The organism is Brevundimonas sp. (assembly GCF_030682035.1).
Lineage (GTDB): Bacteria > Pseudomonadota > Alphaproteobacteria > Caulobacterales > Caulobacteraceae > Brevundimonas.
In genome coordinates, this window is sequence record NZ_JAUXQZ010000045.1 from 1 (window position 1) to 16,661 (window position 16,661).

General features: G+C 68.0%; 17 protein-coding genes and 1 tRNA gene. 10 read left to right on the forward strand and 8 right to left on the reverse strand.

Annotation, left to right across the window (positions count from 1 at the left end):
• The 7 genes from Q8K49_RS12695 to Q8K49_RS12725 form a co-directional block, all read left to right on the forward strand.
• Positions 1 to 122: Rieske 2Fe-2S domain-containing protein (locus Q8K49_RS12695; RefSeq protein WP_305306644.1), on the forward strand; the 122-nt coding region annotated here is incomplete at its 5' end.
• Positions 123 to 133: 11 nt separating this feature from the next.
• Positions 134 to 1,462 carry a cytochrome b N-terminal domain-containing protein gene (locus Q8K49_RS12700; protein ID WP_305306455.1) on the forward strand — a complete coding sequence of 443 codons (1,329 nt, stop codon included), beginning with the start codon at positions 134 to 136 and terminating at the stop codon, positions 1,460 to 1,462.
• 8 nt (positions 1,463 to 1,470) lie between these two features.
• The gene (locus Q8K49_RS12705; protein WP_305306456.1) at positions 1,471 to 2,340 is read left to right on the forward strand and encodes a cytochrome c1; all 870 of its coding nucleotides are present in this window, start codon (positions 1,471 to 1,473) and stop codon (positions 2,338 to 2,340) included.
• Between the two features lie 119 nt (positions 2,341 to 2,459).
• Positions 2,460 to 4,133 carry a M28 family metallopeptidase gene (locus tag Q8K49_RS12710; RefSeq protein ID WP_305306457.1) on the forward strand — a complete coding sequence of 558 codons (1,674 nt, stop codon included), beginning with the start codon at positions 2,460 to 2,462 and terminating at the stop codon, positions 4,131 to 4,133.
• 241 nt (positions 4,134 to 4,374) lie between these two features.
• Positions 4,375 to 5,994 (forward strand): M28 family peptidase, encoded by a 1,620-nt coding sequence (locus Q8K49_RS12715; RefSeq protein WP_305306458.1) that lies wholly within the window; start codon positions 4,375 to 4,377, stop codon positions 5,992 to 5,994.
• A complete protein-coding gene (locus tag Q8K49_RS12720; RefSeq protein WP_305306459.1) occupies positions 5,991 to 6,380 on the forward strand; it encodes a RidA family protein in 390 nt (129 codons plus the stop codon). The genes Q8K49_RS12715 and Q8K49_RS12720 overlap by 4 nt, the downstream gene beginning before the upstream one ends.
• Positions 6,381 to 6,453: 73 nt before the next feature.
• Positions 6,454 to 6,882, forward strand: a complete 429-nt coding sequence (locus tag Q8K49_RS12725; protein WP_305306460.1) for a thiol-disulfide oxidoreductase DCC family protein — start codon at positions 6,454 to 6,456, stop codon at positions 6,880 to 6,882.
• A 114-nt stretch (positions 6,883 to 6,996) separates the two neighbouring features.
• On the opposite strand, the gene Q8K49_RS12730 is transcribed toward Q8K49_RS12725, so the two are convergent.
• From Q8K49_RS12730 to Q8K49_RS12745, 4 genes are all read right to left on the reverse strand, one after another.
• Positions 6,997 to 8,118: a beta-ketoacyl-ACP synthase III gene (locus tag Q8K49_RS12730; RefSeq protein ID WP_305306461.1), complete on the reverse strand. Its 1,122-nt coding sequence runs from the start codon at positions 8,116 to 8,118 to the stop codon at positions 6,997 to 6,999.
• 76 nt (positions 8,119 to 8,194) lie between these two features.
• Entirely contained in the window at positions 8,195 to 9,046 is an 852-nt protein-coding gene (locus Q8K49_RS12735) for a CoA ester lyase (protein WP_305306462.1), read from the reverse strand.
• A gap of 56 nt (positions 9,047 to 9,102) precedes the next feature.
• Positions 9,103 to 9,780: an SDR family NAD(P)-dependent oxidoreductase gene (locus tag Q8K49_RS12740; protein ID WP_305306463.1), complete on the reverse strand. Its 678-nt coding sequence runs from the start codon at positions 9,778 to 9,780 to the stop codon at positions 9,103 to 9,105.
• 123 nt (positions 9,781 to 9,903) lie between these two features.
• Positions 9,904 to 10,395 (reverse strand): GAF domain-containing protein, encoded by a 492-nt coding sequence (locus tag Q8K49_RS12745; RefSeq protein ID WP_305306464.1) that lies wholly within the window; start codon positions 10,393 to 10,395, stop codon positions 9,904 to 9,906.
• A gap of 265 nt (positions 10,396 to 10,660) precedes the next feature.
• Between Q8K49_RS12745 and Q8K49_RS12750 the strand changes: the two genes are divergently transcribed.
• Entirely contained in the window at positions 10,661 to 12,148 is a 1,488-nt protein-coding gene (locus Q8K49_RS12750) for a tetratricopeptide repeat protein (RefSeq protein WP_305306465.1), read from the forward strand.
• Positions 12,149 to 12,161: 13 nt separating this feature from the next.
• Positions 12,162 to 13,652: a hypothetical protein gene (locus tag Q8K49_RS12755; protein WP_305306466.1), complete on the forward strand. Its 1,491-nt coding sequence runs from the start codon at positions 12,162 to 12,164 to the stop codon at positions 13,650 to 13,652.
• A 59-nt stretch (positions 13,653 to 13,711) separates the two neighbouring features.
• Here the strand turns inward: Q8K49_RS12755 and Q8K49_RS12760 are convergent.
• A tRNA-Ile gene (locus Q8K49_RS12760) sits at positions 13,712 to 13,787 on the reverse strand.
• A 264-nt stretch (positions 13,788 to 14,051) separates the two neighbouring features.
• Between Q8K49_RS12760 and Q8K49_RS12765 the strand changes: the two genes are divergently transcribed.
• Positions 14,052 to 14,816: an SIMPL domain-containing protein gene (locus Q8K49_RS12765; protein WP_305306467.1), complete on the forward strand. Its 765-nt coding sequence runs from the start codon at positions 14,052 to 14,054 to the stop codon at positions 14,814 to 14,816.
• A gap of 124 nt (positions 14,817 to 14,940) precedes the next feature.
• On the opposite strand, the gene Q8K49_RS12770 is transcribed toward Q8K49_RS12765, so the two are convergent.
• The 3 genes from Q8K49_RS12770 to panD all read right to left on the reverse strand — a co-directional run bounded on the left by Q8K49_RS12770 (position 14,941) and on the right by panD (position 16,448).
• Positions 14,941 to 15,219, reverse strand: a complete 279-nt coding sequence (locus Q8K49_RS12770) for a hypothetical protein (protein WP_305306468.1) — start codon at positions 15,217 to 15,219, stop codon at positions 14,941 to 14,943.
• Positions 15,220 to 15,284: 65 nt separating this feature from the next.
• Complete coding sequence (locus Q8K49_RS12775) at positions 15,285 to 16,043, reverse strand: SIMPL domain-containing protein (protein ID WP_305306469.1); 759 nt, start codon at positions 16,041 to 16,043, stop codon at positions 15,285 to 15,287.
• A 48-nt stretch (positions 16,044 to 16,091) separates the two neighbouring features.
• The gene (gene panD, locus Q8K49_RS12780) at positions 16,092 to 16,448 is read right to left on the reverse strand and encodes an aspartate 1-decarboxylase (protein ID WP_305306645.1); all 357 of its coding nucleotides are present in this window, start codon (positions 16,446 to 16,448) and stop codon (positions 16,092 to 16,094) included.
• Positions 16,449 to 16,661 lie beyond the last annotated feature (213 nt).

The window sequence follows — 16,661 nt, forward strand, 5'->3', positions numbered from 1 at the left end:
TCTGCCCCTGCCACGGTTCGCACTACGACGCCTCGGGCCGCATCCGTAAGGGCCCCGCGCCCAAGAACCTCGTCGTGCCGGAGTACGCTTTCCTCTCCGACACCCGCATCAAGATCGGCTGAGGGCGAGACCGATGAGCGATCACGAATCCACCTATGTCCCGAAGACCGGCCTCGAGAAATGGCTCGACACCCGTCTGCCGATCATCCGCTTCGGCGCTGACTATATGTCGCTGCCGACCCCGAGGAACCTCAACTACTGGTGGACCTTCGGCGGTATCCTGGCCCTCTGCCTGGTGATTCAGATCGCCACCGGCGTGATCCTGGCCATGCACTATGTGCCGAACACCGAAATGGCCTTCGCCTCGGTCGAGCGCATCATGCGTGACGTCAACGGCGGCGACGTGATCCGCTACACCCACGCCAACGGGGCCTCGATGTTCTTCATCGCGGTCTATCTGCACATGCTGCGCGGCCTCTACTACGGCTCGTACAAGGCGCCGCGCGAGATGATCTGGATCGTCGGCTGCCTGATCTTCTTCCTGATGATCGCCACCGCCTTCCTCGGCTACGTCCTGCCGTGGGGCCAGATGTCCTACTGGGGCGCCGAGGTGATCACCAATCTGATCGGAGCCATCCCGGTAGTCGGCGAGCCCGTCCTGATCTGGCTGCGCGGCGGCCCGGCGATCGACAACGCCACGCTGAACCGCTTCTTCTCGCTGCACTATCTGCTGCCGTTCGTGATCGCCGGCTGCGTGGTCCTGCACCTGTGGGCGCTGCACGCGGCGGGCCAGAACAACCCCGTCGGCATCCTGATCCCGAAGGATCGCGAGAAGAAGGACATGGTCCCGTTCCACCCGTATTTCACGGTCAAGGACGGCTTCGCCATCATCCTGTTCCTGATCCTGTTCGCCCTGTTCGTCTTCTTCATGCCGGACGCCCTGGGCCACGCCGACAACTATATTCCGGCCAATTCGCTGGTGACCCCGGCGCACATCGTGCCCGAGTGGTACATGTTGCCGTTCTACGCCATCCTGCGCGCCATCCCGGACAAGTTCGGAGGGGTGATGGCCATGTTCGGCTCCATCGGCGTGCTGTTCATCCTGCCGTGGCTGGATACGTCCAGGGTGCGCTCGATGCGCTACCGCCCGACGATGCGGACCTTCTTCATCATCTTCGTGATCGTCGGTCTGATCCTCGGCTGGTGCGGGGCCCAGCTGCCCGACGCGCCGGTGATCGGGACCTTCAAGACCTTCGTCCTGATCGACGGCGACCTGAACAGCTATCTGTGGCTGACACGGCTCGCGACGGCCTACTATTTCGCCTTCTTCCTGATCATCCTGCCCCTCGTGGGCCTGCGAGAGACGCCGCTGCCGATCCCGGCGACGATCTCGGAGCCGGTGCTGTCGGGCGGCGACGCCATGACGGCGGCGGCCCCGGCCTCGCCCGAGAAGAAGGGCTGAGCGGGACCATGACCCTCAAGACGAATATCCGCGCCATGAAGAAGACCCTGGTCCTGATCGCCGCCGCCGGCCTGACCTTCGCGGCCCAGCCCGCGCTGGCCGAGGGGCAGGCGCATGCCCTGCGCGACGGCGGCTTCAGCTTCGAGGGCCCCTTCGGGAGCTTCGACCGGAACCAGCTGCAGCGCGGCTACAAGGTGTATCGCGAGGTCTGTTCCTCGTGCCACAGCATGAACCTCATGCATTTCCGCACCCTGGCCGAACCGGGCGGGCCGTTCTTTGACGCGCACCAGGCCAGTCCGGCCGAGAACCGCTTCGTCAAGGCCCTGGCCAAGGAAGTGCAGATCGCGGACATCGACACCGAGACCGGCGAGCCGGTGATGCGCGACGGCACGGCCGCCGACCGCTTTCCCAGCCCCTATCCGAACGCGACAGCCGCTGCGGCGGCCAACGGCGGGGCGGCTCCGCCCGACCTGTCGGTCATGGCCAAGGCCCGTGAAGGCGGCGCCAACTACATCTATTCGCTGCTGACCGGCTATTCGGCGGTGCCGGTGGGCCTGCAGATCCGGCCGGGCCAGCACTACAACACATATATGGCCGGCGACCTGACGCCGTTCATGCCCGAGGGCGCCCATGTGCCGCCGGGCGGGTTCATCGCCATGCCGGCCCCGCTGGCCGCCGGGCAGGTGACCTACGACGACGGCACCGTCGCCTCGGTCGACCAGATGGCCAGGGACGTGGCCGCCTATATCGGCTGGGCCTCTGACCCGCGGCAGGTTCAGCGCAAACAGACCGGCGTGGGCGTGCTGATCTTCCTCTTCATCTTCGCGGGCATCACCTATCTCAGCTACCGCCGGATCTGGAAGGGCGTGGCCCACTAGGGCTGCCGACACTGATTCCGCATCGGCTCCCTGACCCGGGAAAGCTCGGGCGCATCGACACCCGGCGGGCGGCGCCCTAACGTCCCGGCCTCTGATTTCGGCTGAGGATGTTTCCGTTCATGCGTCTGTTTCCGACCGCCGCCGTGCTTGCCGCCGGCGCCCTGATTTCCGCCTGCGCCAGCATGGGGGAGGACGGGTCCGCCCCCGCCGCGCCGGCCGCGACCTTTGAGACGGCCCGCCTGTCCGAACACGTGCGGGTGCTGGCCGACGACAGCTTCCAGGGACGGGGCATCTCCACGCCGGCCGAGGACATGACCATCGGCTACCTCAGCGAACAGTATGCGGCCGCGGGCTTCCAGCCCGGCGGGGCGAACGGATCCTGGACCCAGGACGTGGCGCTGAACCGGTTTACAGCCTCCAATTTCCGGGGCGTCCGGCTGAACGTCGGCGGCGAGGCCATTCCACTGACGCAAGGCCAGCAGATCACCATCTCGACGCGCCGACCGGGCAACCACGTCATGCTGACCGACGCGCCGCTGGTGTTCGTCGGCTATGGCATCAAGGCGCCCGAGCGGAACTGGGATGACTTCAAGGGCGTGGATGTGCGCGGCAAGGTCATCGTCGTGCTGGTCAATGACGCCGACTTCGAACAGCCGGAACTGAACACCTTCAACGGCCGGGCCATGACCTACTATGGCCGCTGGACCTACAAGTATGAGGAGGCGGCCCGGCAGGGCGCGGCCGGCGTCATCGTTGTGCACGAGACGGCTCCGGCCTCCTATGGCTGGACCACGGTGCAGAACAGCTGGTCGGGACCGCAGTTCGACATCGTCCGCGCCAACGCCGCGGCCGAGCGCGTCGGCATGGAGGCGTGGATCCAGCGTGATGTGGCCGTCGATCTGTTCCGCCGCGCGGGTCAGGATTTCGAGGCCCTGAAGGTCGCCGCCCGCAGCCGCGACTTCCGCCCGGTCGAACTGACCGGCGCGACATTCAGCGGCATGTTCGACGTCGCCACCACCCAGGTGACGACCCACAATGTCATCGCCCGCCTGCCGGGAACGACCCACGCGGACGAGACCATTCTCTACACCGGCCACTGGGATCACATCGGCGTCGGCGAGCCCGACGCGGCGGGTGACCGCATCTTCAACGGCGCGGTCGACAATGCGACCGGCACCGCCGGCCTGCTGGAGCTGGCCCGAGTCTGGGGCGCCGGTCCGCGGCCGGAGCGGTCGATCGTGATGATCAGCTTCACCGCCGAGGAAAGCGGCCTGCTGGGCTCGGAATTCTACGCCACCAATCCGGTCTATCCGCTGGCGACGACGGTGGCGGGCTTCAACATCGACGCCATGAACGTCTATGGCCGGGTCGCCGATGTGGACATCATCGGCTCGGGCCAGTCCGACCTCGACGCCCGCGTCACCGCCGAAGCCATCCGCCAGGGTCGGACCGCCAAACCGGACGGCAACCCGGCCTCGGGGAGCTATTTCCGCTCGGATCACTTCCCCCTGGCCAAGCGCGGCGTGCCGATGGCCTATGTCGATGGCGGCGGTGCCTTCCGCGACGAACCGATGGCGGTGCGCGACGCGGCCCGGTCAGAATACAGCGCGCGCCGCTATCACCAGGCCGACGACGAATGGTCGCCCGACTGGGACCTGCGCGGTCAGGTCGAGGACCTGCAGCTGATCTATTCGATCGGCCGCGACTTGGCGAACAGCCGCGACTGGCCGGAATGGATGCCGGGCTCCGAGTTCGGTCCGGCGCGCGCGCCGAGCGCGAGCCAGCGGCGGTAGGAGGTTCCGGTCTCCTTCCCCCGTAGTGGCGAGGGTGGTCGCGCAGCGACCGGGTGGGGAACGCCAGCCACGCGCCGGCTGCGCCAAGCTTCAGACTTCCCCACCGGGCTCGTCTCCGCCTCGCCGTCCCTCCCCATGAAGGGGAGGGAGAGCCGACTTTCCACATGACCAAAACTTAACACGCGCTGTTGCGACGGCCCCCTACAGTGCGCGCCTTCAGTCCGGCGTTGGAGCCTGCCACATGTTTCGCAAAATGATGGGCGGCGTCGCCGTCGCCGCCGTGCTGCTGGCCGCCGGCACGGCCTCGGCCCAGGACGTCTCCGCCCAGCGCCTCAGCGACGGCATCCGCACGATCAGCGCCGACGCCTTCCAGGGCCGCTATCCCGGCACCGAAGGCGAGCGCATGACCTTGGCCTGGCTGCAGGCGCAGTACGAGGAAATGGGTCTGGAGCCGGGCGGTCCGAATGGCCAGTGGACCCAGGCCATCGAGCTGAAGCGCTACACGCCGGTCGCCGGCGCCGCCAGCGCCAGCTGGTCCGGCCCGGACGGCGTCGCCCATCCGCTGGTTCCCGGGACCGACATCGTCATTCGCGCCGTGTCCAACGACGGCAGGGCCGCCATCGCCGGCGCCCCGGTCGTCTTCGCCGGACACGGCATCTACGCCCCCGAGCGGAACTGGGACGACTACGGCGACCTGGACGTGCGCGGCAAGGTCGTGGTCATCGTATCGGGCGAACCGGACGGCGACCTGTTCAACGGCGCCTATGCCACCAACTACCAGTCGGGCGCCTACAAGGCCGACGAGGCCTTCCGCCGCGGCGCGGTCGGCGTGATCACCCTGTGGACCGACGGCAATAGCTGGGAGCGGGTCGCCCAGGGCGGAAACCGCCAGCGCACCCTGACCCCGGGCGCGGCGGATCTGGAATTCGCCGCCATCCTGAACCACGACGCCGCCATGGCCATGGCGACCGCCGCCGGCCTCGGCATGGATTCCTTCGGCGACATCGCCTCGGGCGAGTTCAAGGCGAGGGAGATGACCGGCGTGACCCTGTCGGTCGCCGCCGAGGAGACCATCGACACCCTGACCACCCACAACCTGCTGGCCAAAATCACCGGCACGGAACGGCCGAACGAGACGATCATCTATTCGGCCCACTGGGATCACGTCGGCGGCGCGGCCCAACATCCGAACGCGCCCGCGGACGACCAGATCTGGAACGGCGCCTGGGATAACGCCTCGGGCACCGTCGGCGTCGTCGAGGTGGCCCGCCAGTTCGCCGCCGCGCCCAAGCCCGAGCGCACGGTGGTCTTCGCCCATATGGCGGCCGAGGAAATGGGCCTGCTCGGCTCCTACGGCTACGCCGCCGATCCGGTCTATCCGCTGGAGACCACGGTCGCCGACATCAATATCGACATGCTGCCGCTGTCGGCCCCGACCCGGGACCTGGCCATTTTCGGCAAGGGCCAGAATGATCTCGAGGACCGGCTGGAGGTTCTGGCCCAGGCGGAAGGGCGCTATGTCACCGACGACCGCGAGCCGGAGCAGGGCTATTACTACCGCTCCGACCACTTCCCCTTCGCCCGCGCGGGCGTGCCGGCGCTGATGCCCTGGCACGGCGTCGATCTGGACGGGGGCGGCGTCGCCGTCGGCCAGCCGGCCTATACGGCGAAATTCACCGCCGACTATCACAAGTCGTCCGACGAATGGTCGGCTGAACTCGACTTCAGCTCAGCGGTCGAAAACCTGAACCTGCTGGTCCAGCTGGGCAGCCAACTGGCCAATGGCGAGGACTGGCCGATGTGGAAGCCGACCTCGGAGTTCGCCGTGGTCCGCGCCCGCTCGGACGCCGCTCGCCAGTGACGGTCACGATCCGGCCCCTGACCGGCGACGGCTCGCCGCCGGTTGAGGGGTCGTATCCGCAGGCGGTCGAGGTCATGGCCCCGACCCGCTGGCTCTATCTGTCGGGCCAGATTCCGGTCGCGCCGGACGGCTCGCTGGCGGCGGATTTCACCGGCCAGTGTGAACAGGTGTGGTCGAACATCGAAACCCAGCTGGCCGCCGCGGGCATGACGCTGGACAACCTTGTCAAGGTCACGACCTTCCTGTCGGACAGGGCCCATGCGCTGGAGAACCGCGAGGTTCGCGTCCGGCGGCTGGCGGGACGTCAGCCGGCTCTGACGGTGATCATCACCGGCCTCTTTGACGAGGCCTGGCTGGTCGAGATCGAGGCGGTGGCGGCGGCGTAGTTCCTCCCCTGAAGGGGAGGAACGCGCGCATTGACGCGTTGCGGCATCCATCCGTTCGCCGCACTGTCACGCCATGAGCCGCTGGTCGCCGCAGCCCGCCCCCGATGAGCCCGACGGCCTGATCCTGTTCGACGGGGTGTGCGTGTTCTGCTCGCGCTGGGTGCGGTTCGTGATCGACCGCGATCCGGAGCGGCGGTTCCGCTTCATCGCGATCCAGTCGGAACCGGGCCGGGTACTGGCGGCGCGGTTCGGGATCGATCCGGAGGCGCCGCAGACCAATGCGGTGGTCTGGAGCGGCCGCATCTTCTTCAACTCGGACGCCGGGCTGACCCCGCTGGGCGCGCTGACGGCGACGCGGCCGCTGGGTGTGCTGAAGGCCGTTCCGAGGGGGGTGCGGGACCCGGTCTATGACCTGATCGCGCGGAACCGCTATGCGATCTTTGGGCGGACGGAGACCTGCATGGTTCCGTCGGCGGACGACCGGGCGCGGTTCCTGATGTGATGCGGCAGCCGCGACCGGACCCGCGGCGACCACCCCTCGGTCGAGAATCGGGGGTGCGCCGGGCCATGGAGTGGAAGACGACGCACCCGGCCAATGCGCCGGAGCCGGCGACCGCTACGCCCGCTTCCTGACGAACACCGTACCCGCCGAATAGCCCGCCCCGAAGCTGCAGATCAGGCCGGTGTCCCCGGCCGCCATGTCCTGCTGGCGCAGGTGGAAGGCGATGATCGAGCCGGCCGAGGAGGTGTTGGCGTATTCGTCGAGGATGATGACGTTCTCCTCCGGCGTCGGCTCGCGGCCCAGCACCTTGCGGCCGATGAACTGGTTCATGTTGATGTTGGCCTGATGCAGCCACATCCGCTTGAGCCCGTGCGGGTCGATGCCGAGGTCGCGGGCGTGGTCGACGATCATGTCGGAGACCATGGGCACCACGTCCCTGAACACCTTGCGACCCTGCTGGATGAACAGCTTGTCGGGCGCGCCAATGCCCTCGGGGGCGGCGTTGTTGAGGAAGCCGAAATTGTTGCGGATGTTGTTCGAGAAGACGGTCTTGAGCCGCGTGCCGAGTACGTCCCAGCCGCCGGGGCCGGCCTGGTCCGATGACTCGACGATGACGGCGGTGGCGACGTCGCCGAAGATGAAATGGCTGTCGCGATCCCTGAAGTTCAGATGGGCCGAGCAGACCTCGGGATTGATCATCAGAACGGCCTTGACCGAGCCAGAGGCGATGAAGTCGGCGGCGGTCTTGATGCCGAAGGTGGCCGAGGAACAGGCCACGTTCATGTCGAAGCCGAAGCCGTCGATGCCCAGCGCCTGCTGGATCTCGACGGCCAGGGCCGGATAGGGGCGGGGCATGTTGGAGGCGGCGCACAGGACGGCGCCGATCTCCGAGACCGGCTTGCCCCAGGCGGCGATGGCTTCGCGGGCGGCGGCGACGGCCATCTCGGCCATGATCGACAGGTCTTCGTCGGCGCGTTCGGGGATGTTCGGGGCCATGCGGGCGGGGTCGAGGACGCCGGCCTTGTCGAGCACGAAGCGCGACTTGATGCCCGAGGCCTTCTCGATGAACTCGACCGAGGAGGGGGTCAGTTCGGCGACGTCGCCCTCGAGGATTTCAGCGGCGTGGTCGGCATTGAACCGCTCGGCGTAGGCATTGTAGGCGGCGACCAGCTCGGCGTTGGAGATCGACTGTTCGGGGGTGAACAGGCCGGTGGCGGCGATGACGGCATGGGACATCTTGTAGGGCCCTATCGCTCGCGGCGCGGCCGCTCGCTGCTTGAGGGCCGGGCGCAGAGTTCTGTTTCTGGATGGACTAGATAGGCTTGACTACGGGAGTCGTCGAGGCCGCCTCATGGCGCGCCAGCAGGCGGTGGGCGGCGTCGAGATGCAGGCGTTCAACCATGCGGTAGCCGACCCGGATCGCGCCCTTGCCCTGGGCCTCTGCGTCGGCGAAGGCGGCGACGACCTCGTGGGCCTTGGCCACCTCTTCGGGCGAGGGCGAGAAGGCGATGTTGGCGGCGTCGATCTGGGCGGGGTGGATCAGGCTCTTGCCGTCGAAGCCGAAGGCGCGGCCCTGCAGGCATTCGGTGCGCAGGCGGTCGGCGTCGTCGGTGGCGTTGACCACGCCGTCGATGGCCAGCAGGCCGTGGCCGCGCGCGGCGGCGACGACGGCGGCGAGCCAGGGCTTCAGCGGCTCGCGCTCGGGGCCGAGGATGAGGTTCATCCGCTCGCCGAAGTCATTGATGCCCAGCATCAGGGCCGCGAGCGGGGCGCCGGCGCCGGCGATCTGGTCGAGACGCAGGACCGACAGGGGGGTCTCGACCATGATCCACAGGGGGACGCCGACGGGCAGGCGGGCGGCGACTTCGTGCACGGCCTCGGGGCTCTCGATCTTGGGGGCGACGACAAAATCGGGCGTGAGGCCGGAGAGGGCCCCAAGATCGTCGGCGCCCCAAGGGGTGTCGAGGCCGTTGACGCGCACCCCGACCCGAGCCCGGAAACCGCCTGCGGACAGGGCGGCGACCATGGCCTGTCGGGCCTCGACCTTGGTCTCGGGGGCGACTGCGTCCTCGATGTCCAGGATCACGGCGTCGGCGTTCAGGCCGCGCGCCTTTTCGATCGCTCGGGGATTGCTGGCGGGCAGGTAGAGGACGGAGCGGGTCAATTCGAGTGGCCGCGCTCGTCGACCCTGCGGGATCTCCCGATCCGACGCGACCGGCATCAGACCTTGCCCGTGACGGGGATCAGCGCCCCGGTGATCGCGCGGCTTTCCGGCGAGGCGAGGAACAGCATGACCCGCGCGAGGTCGGAGGGTGCGACCCATTTGGCCGGATCGGCGTCGGGCATGTCGGCGCGGTTCTGGGCGGTATCGAGGATCGACGGCAGGACGGCGTTGACGGTCACCGACGTGTCCTTCAGCTCCTCGGCCAGGCTTTCGGTCAGGCGGTGCACGCCCGCCTTGGCAGCGGCGTAGGCCCCCATGCCGGCCGCGCTCTTCAGCGCCGCATTGGCTCCCACGTTGACGATACGGCCTTCCGGCGACGCCTTGAGATGGGGCAGGGCGGCGCGGCCGGCGTTCAGGGCGGTGGTCAGGTTGAGGGCGAACATCCTCGCCCAAGCGGGTTCCGGGTCTTCTGTAGTTTGCCAAACAAAGCCGCCGGCGATGTTGAGCAGGGCGTCCAGCCGCCCGAAACGCGCCGCCACGGCGTCAATGGCGTTCATGGCCGAGGCTGGATCGGTCAGGTCGACGCCGCCCAGTTCGAGCACGCCATCGGGAGCGGACTGGCCCCGGACATGGTCTATCACGGCGACCCTGAGCCCGTCGGCCAGCGCCGCCTCGACAACGGCCCGGCCCAGGACGCCATGGCCGCCCGTGATTGCGATCACCCGATCAGACACGCCGCGCCTCCCAAAAATCACAGTCCGTAGCGTCCGAAGTGTTCAATGCCATGGACCGCTCGGAAGGAAAAATACCGTCCGAAGCGTCCGAAGCGTCCGAAGCGTCCACTCCGTCCGGATGGTTCAGCCGAACACGCGGGCCATCAACCCTTCGAGAGCCTGCGCGTCCACTGCGTCAAAAGCGGACGTGACCGTCGCGTCCAGGTCGAGAACGGCGATCAGAGCGCCGGAGCCGTCGAACACCGGAACCACGATCTCGCTGGCCGAGCGGCTGTCGCAGGCGATGTGGCCCGGGAAGGCGTGGACGTCGTCCACAATCTGCGTCGTGCGATCCAGCGCCGCCGCACCGCAGACGCCGCGGCCGAAGGCGATTCTCAGGCAGCCCAGGGTGCCCTGATACGGGCCGACGACCAGTTCGTCGGCCTTGTCGGGGTCGACGACGTAGAAGCCGGTCCAGAAGAAGGCGGGAAAGGCGTCGGCGAGCATGGAGGCGACCGTGGCCATCCGCGCCGTGCGGTTGGGTTCACCGTCCAGAACGGCCAGAATTTCGGCCTCGACCTCTGCATAGCGGGCGGCTTTGTCGGCGGGTCGATCATCGCGGGCGGCATAGGCCATCGGGGGTGCTCCAGGAGTCTGGTCGATCCATATAGGAAGCCGCCGCCCGACTGGCGAGGGCCGCATTTCCCCTCACAGGCGAGTGCGCAACTCGCTGATTCGCGTGGAAAACTCTCTCCAAGTCATAAAATGGCCGCTATGCGGCAACGCTTTATTGGAAACCGGCGTTTACCTTGACAGAAGGTTAACGGGGCCGGACTGTCCAGCTTGCGCAGAGGTAGGCGCAATGGGCAGGAGGCTGCCCGCTTTGGTCGTGCGAGGGTATATGGGCGAGGGTCGATCCAACGAGGAAGGCGGCTCCCGTTCGGGCCGGGGCCGCGGTCCCGTCGCCATCGCAGCGGTCGCCGGTGTGCTGGCCCTGACCGCGCTCGGCATGGTCTCTTGCGGCAATAGCGGCGGCGGCAACGGCGTGCAGTTCTGGCAGCGTAACGACGCGGCCTCCAACGCCTGCCCGCGTCCAGCCTCCCTGACCGGCTCGGAGTTCAACGCCCAGGAGACCGGCCTGCGGGCCCTCCGCCGCGCGGCCTTCCGCGGTGATTTCTTCGCCCAGCTGGAGCTCGGCGGGCGCTATGCGGCGATCCGGGCGACCGACAAGAACATAGAGGACCCGATCGAAAGCAGCACCTGGTACGCCATGGCGCTGGCCAATGACGAGGGCTACGCCCCGATCAATCGTGTCGACCGCGGCGGCTTCGGCGGCTGGCGGCCGCTGTCGAAATACGACGACTGCCGCGCCTATGAGCGGCACACGGCCTATCAGCGCCTGGACCGTCAGCTGGGCCAGATGACCCGGGAAGAGCAGGAGGCGGTGCGCGACCGCGTCATCTACATCCTGTCGACCCAGGACGCCTATGGCTACCGCACCCTGGCGCGGCTGCACGACGGTCTGTACGGCCCGTTCGGCGAACCCGAGGACAATCGCGAGGCCCGCGAGGCCTGGGGCCGCAACGCGGGCGGCAACAGCCGCGACCGCAACCGCCGTGGCTACCACTCGGCCACCAACCTGTTCCAGCGCAACGACGTCGACGCCTATCTGTACAACTACCTCGCGGTGCAGACCGGCGATGTCGGCGCCTATGTGCTGCTGAAGGATTTCGAACGCTCGGCCCCGAGCCGCGGCCAGTATCAGGGGTTCGTCGAGACCAAGGCGCGACAGTGGACGCCGCCGTTCGAATTCTACCCCAATGCCGCGCCGCGGTCCGGCGTGCCCTTCTCGGACGAGAGCCGCCCGCGCGGCGACGCCTATGAATACGCCCTGGGCCGGATGGGCGGCGAACTGCCGTTCCTGCACGTCGGGCGGGCCTTGAGGTATCTGGGCATCACCGACAACGTCGCCAACCGGCCCGAGGACCTGTCCAAACGCCAGATCGAGACGCTGGAGGCCATGCTGGGCCACCCGATGGAGGGCCGGCTATCCTATGTGGAACGCGTCCGCGCCATCCAGATGGCCGCCATCAACGGCTCGTCGGAAGCCCAGCTGGTGCTGGCTGTGATGTACGCCGAGGGCATCGGCCTGCCCGCGGACTACGCCCGGGCCTTCAAATGGTTCGAGGAGGCCGCGCGTCAGGGCAGCCCCGAAGCCAAATTCGCCATGTCGAGCTATTTCGCGCTCGGCGTCTCGGGTGTGGCGGATCAGGACAAGGCCCAGGCCGTAGCCCTGCGCATCGATTCCGCCCTGTCCGGCTTCGGCCCCTCGGCCGGCCGCCTGCAGGCCGTGCTGGCCCAGGTCTCCCGTTCGCAGCAGCGCCGCTAAGGAGGGCGGAAGCATGATCATCCACCGCACCGCTCTGGGCCTGATCGGCGGCGTCGTCGCCATCGCCGCGGCCGTCACCGTCTTCGCCATGGGCGATGGACCCGCCCACGCCCAGGTCGCCGCCAAGGTCGAGAGCCAGACGCGCCCGAATTTCGGCGTTCTACTGGATCCCCCGACGCGCGGCTCGCGCAATCGCGGTTCGCACCACCGGCGCTATGACTACGGGCGCCACCGGCCCGATTGGCGGCCCGACTATCGCCCCGGCGGCCATTACCCCGGCGGCGAGGAGATCGTGCTGATCGACTGCGGCGGCAATCCCGGCACCGGGGCGGTCGAGGACGCCGTGCGCCGGGTGCGCCCCGGCGGCACCCTGGTCATCCGAGCCCGCGGCGGGGCCTGCGTCGGCTGGCTGAACATCGACAAGCCGCTGACCATCATCGGCGAGGGCGGTTTCAATCCACGTGACTGGGACGGCAATCCGACGCCGACCCTGATGGCCCCGGACGGCCTGCCCTGCATGACGGTGGCGCAGGGCGTGCGGGTCGAGATCCGCGACATGGTCTTCTCTTCGCCGCGCGCCGGCGACGCGGCCTGCATCGTCGGCTACGGGGCCGAGATCGTCATGAACCGGGTCGGCTTCCGTCACGCGGGAGACGAAGCCGCCATCTATGCCGACGGCGGGCTGCTCGACATCCGCAACACCATCATCGACGCCCAGACCATCGCCCCGGCCATCGTCGCCGACGGCGCCGTGCTGACCGCCCATGAGTTGCTCGTCACCGGGGCCCAGTCCGGGCTCGAACTGGTGCCCGGCGCTGGCCAGACCTCCCGTCTTTCGGCCGTCACCCTGAAGGGCACGGGCGCGCCCAACGCCTTCGGGCCGCGATCGATCGGGATCGTCATTCGGTCCGGCCGCGAATACGGTCGGGTCGAGATCGAGAACACCGCCATCCTCGGCTATGTCGAGGGCGTGGCCATCGAAGGGGCCTCTGTCGCCATCACCAACAGCCGTATCGGACGGTCCGACAAGGGCGTGGTCCTCTACAATGGCGAACTGAACCTTTCCAACAGCCGCATCCGCGCCTCGACCATCGGCGTGGCGGCCGCCTCGGGTCATGCCGTGGTTACGGATAATGTCTTCGCGGGCGTCCGAGAGGTTATCTATGCCGAGAGCCGCGCCACGGTTGAAGCCAGCGGCAACCGGGTCTGGTCGCAGTCTCTGTGCAGCGCCCAGTTCCGCGACCGCTATCGCGGCCGCTACGAGCCCTACTGGCGGGGCGGCGATGGCTGGGAATGCATGTACGGGTCCTATCCCCAGAACTGGTGGGAAGACGAGGACGGCCTGCTGGGCCTGCCCTATCAGGACGACGGCTATCAGCTGGAAGGCTATCCCGACTACCAGAGCGGCATCGGCTACTACACCCGCGACGGCCGCTACGTTCGCGACGAACGCAACCGCGGCGACAACCGCTGGCGCGGCGGTGGGGGTCTGTTCAGCCGCTGATGCCCAAGGCCAAACGACGACGACCCCGCGCGCACTGCGCCGGGGCCGTTTTCGCGAGGTGGTAGGCGCGGAGGGACTCGAACCCCCAACCAGACCGTTATGAGCGGTCGGCTCTAACCATTGAGCTACGCGCCCTCCGGGACGACGGTTCGGCCTAGCAGGCCGTCCCGCGCATTGCCAAGCGCCATCCGCCCGGCATCGGTCCTGAAGCGAAATCCGGGATCAGACGTAGTTGCGTCCAAACCGGTTCGCTCTGACCTGTCGCCGAATTCATGCCGATGAATGGAACCTGCAAGGGTCGCTCGCGCGTTCATTCAGGTGCATACCGCCAAGGTTCGGTCACGGCCCGCCGACACCATCGGCGCCGATGGATCGTCCCTGTTCACTGGAGACTACGCAATGACCCGCAACACTCGCGCCCGGATGCTCGGCGGCGCCCTGACAGCCGCCGTCGCCTTGGGCGCTCCGGCCGCCATGGCCCAGTCGCAGCCGGACGGCGGCGCGCCGATGATGATCCACGCCATGGCTGAACGGCCGGCGCTGAACCTGTCGGCCTATGGCGAGGTCAAGACCGCGCCGGACATGGCCACGATCAGCTTCGGCGTGGTCACCGAGGCGACCACGGCCGCCGAGGCCATGCGGCTGAACGCGTCGCGGATGAACGAGGTGATGGCCGCCCTGCGCCGCGCCGGGATCGAGGCGCGCGACGTCCAGACCTCGGGCCTGAACCTGTCGGCGCAATACGACTACGTCGAGAACCAGCCGCCGCGGCTGCGTGGTTATCAGGCCGTCAACCGCGTGACGGTGATCATCAACGACCTGACGGCCGTGGGCACGACCGCCGACGCCGTGGTCGCCGCCGGGGTCAACCAGATCGACGGCATCAGCTTCGGCCTGAAGGATCCCACGGCCGCCGAAAACCAGGCACGCCAGATCGCCGTGCGCAATCTACAGGGCAAGGCCCAGCTGTACGCCCAGGCGCTGGGCGTGCAACTCGGCGGCATCCGTTCGCTGTCGGAAGGCGGCGGCTATTCGCCCCAGCCGCCGCAGCCGATGTACGCCATGCGCGCCGAAATGGCCGATTCCGTCGGCTCGACCCCGGTCGCCGCCGGCCAGCTGACGGTGCGGATCGACATCACCGGGGTGTATGATCTGAACCGCTGACGCGGTTTGAGTGGCGAGTGGCGAGTGGTTAGTGGCGAGTCTATCGGTGAGTGGCAGGCGCTGTCGCCGTGCTCACCCGCTCCGCGAACTGGACCTGCGCTCGCCACTCGACACTCGCCACTGACTACCCCCGCGAACTCCGCGCCAGCATCATCCCCACGCCGAGGTTCATGCCGTAGCAGATGCCCAGCACGGCCAGGGCGGTGATCGGGCCGTCGTCCATGAACCACAGCGGCAGGCTCCACGGCAGGCCGAGGATTTTGGCGGGCAGGAAGGTCAGCAGGCTGTCGGGCTGGCCCAGCAGGCGCAGGCCGGCGGGGGTGGCGAACAGCAGGGCGACGGCGCCCGCCACCGCATAGAGGGCGAACAACAGCCACTGCAGTCCCTGAAGCGTGCGCGCCATCGGTGGTCCTCCCTGCGGGCAGGGGATTCCCGAATGGCGGCGGCGTCAAGATGTGGGTGGGGCGGTCACTCGATCTCGAACAGGACAGAGATGCTGGACTGGACCCGCGTCGGGGGTGGCGCGACCGTGATCGGTACGGAGGCGCGCACCCGCGAGCCAGTGACGACGACCTCTTCCGGCCCGGCATAGGCATCCCGGGCGTAGCTCCGGGCGTTGGCGTCCGAGACGCGGAGAACCCGAACGATCCGCTGTCCGGAGGCGTTGGCGAGCGATTGCGCCTGCCGCCGGGCGTCATTGAACGCCTCGCGGTTGGCTTCGGCTTGCAGTCCGTCGGTGTCCGACAGCCCGAAGGATTCCAAGGAGGCGTTCAGCGCTCCGAGCTCTGACGCCAACGACACCGCATCACCCGCGCGCAGGGCCGGCGAAGCCGACATCGAGACCGGCATGGAGGCCTTGTAGCCGACGATCGGGCATTCACGCTCACGGCCATAGGGTTGTTCGCACTCCGGGTCGCGGACCGGAACAACGGAGAAGGCGTCCGTGGTGAGCCTGACCTCGGCAAGGCCCTCCATGTCCGCCAATCCCTGCATGACGCGGGTTTGGGCCTGGTCCATGGCACGCAAGGCCTGGTCACGGTCGGGTCCTGTCTGCTCGATCATCGCCTTGATGACGAAGGTGTCGGGCGGCATTTCGGCTTCGCCCGTGCCGACGACGAGGATCGTCGGCCGATCGGCAGGCGGGTTGGGCGCCGCCATGATCTGGGCTCCAGCCGGGAGCGCGGTGAGCATCAGGCTTGTGGCTGCGAGCGTTGCGAGCGTCTTCATGGTCTTCTCCCCGAGGTTGAACCAAAGGAAGGCTTCAGTCGCGAACCGTCAAGCCGCGCGTTTGATCCTGTTGTCGTCGTCCAGCAGCACCACGGTCGGCGACCACTGGCGCGCTTCTTCCTCCGGCATCTGGCCGTAGGTCACGACGATGACCTTGTCGTTCTTCTGAACCAGACGGGCCGCGGCGCCGTTGACGCCGATGACGCGCGAGCCGCGCGGGGCTTCGATGGCGTAGGTGGTAAAACGCGCGCCGTTGGTGATGTTCAGCACATCCACCTGCTCGTGCGGAAAGATGCCGGCGGCGTCCAGCAGGTCAGCGTCGATGGCGATCGAGCCTTCATAGTCCAGATCGGCCTGGGTCACCGTCGCGCGGTGCAGCTTGGCCTTCATCAGGGTGACCAGCATGGGGGTGCGGTCCGGATGTGACGCGGGGCGATAGGCCCCCGCTCGCAGACCCACCATATAGGGGTTTCACGACCGCCCATCAATCGTTGTCGTTGCAATGCAGCATCAGATGTTGCGGCGCGGCTCGCGCGTTACGGGCAGTTCATTTGACGGCAGGCCTTGCCGCCCTATGGTCGAAAAGCGGCCATGACCCGGCCCGTGCTCCGGACGACT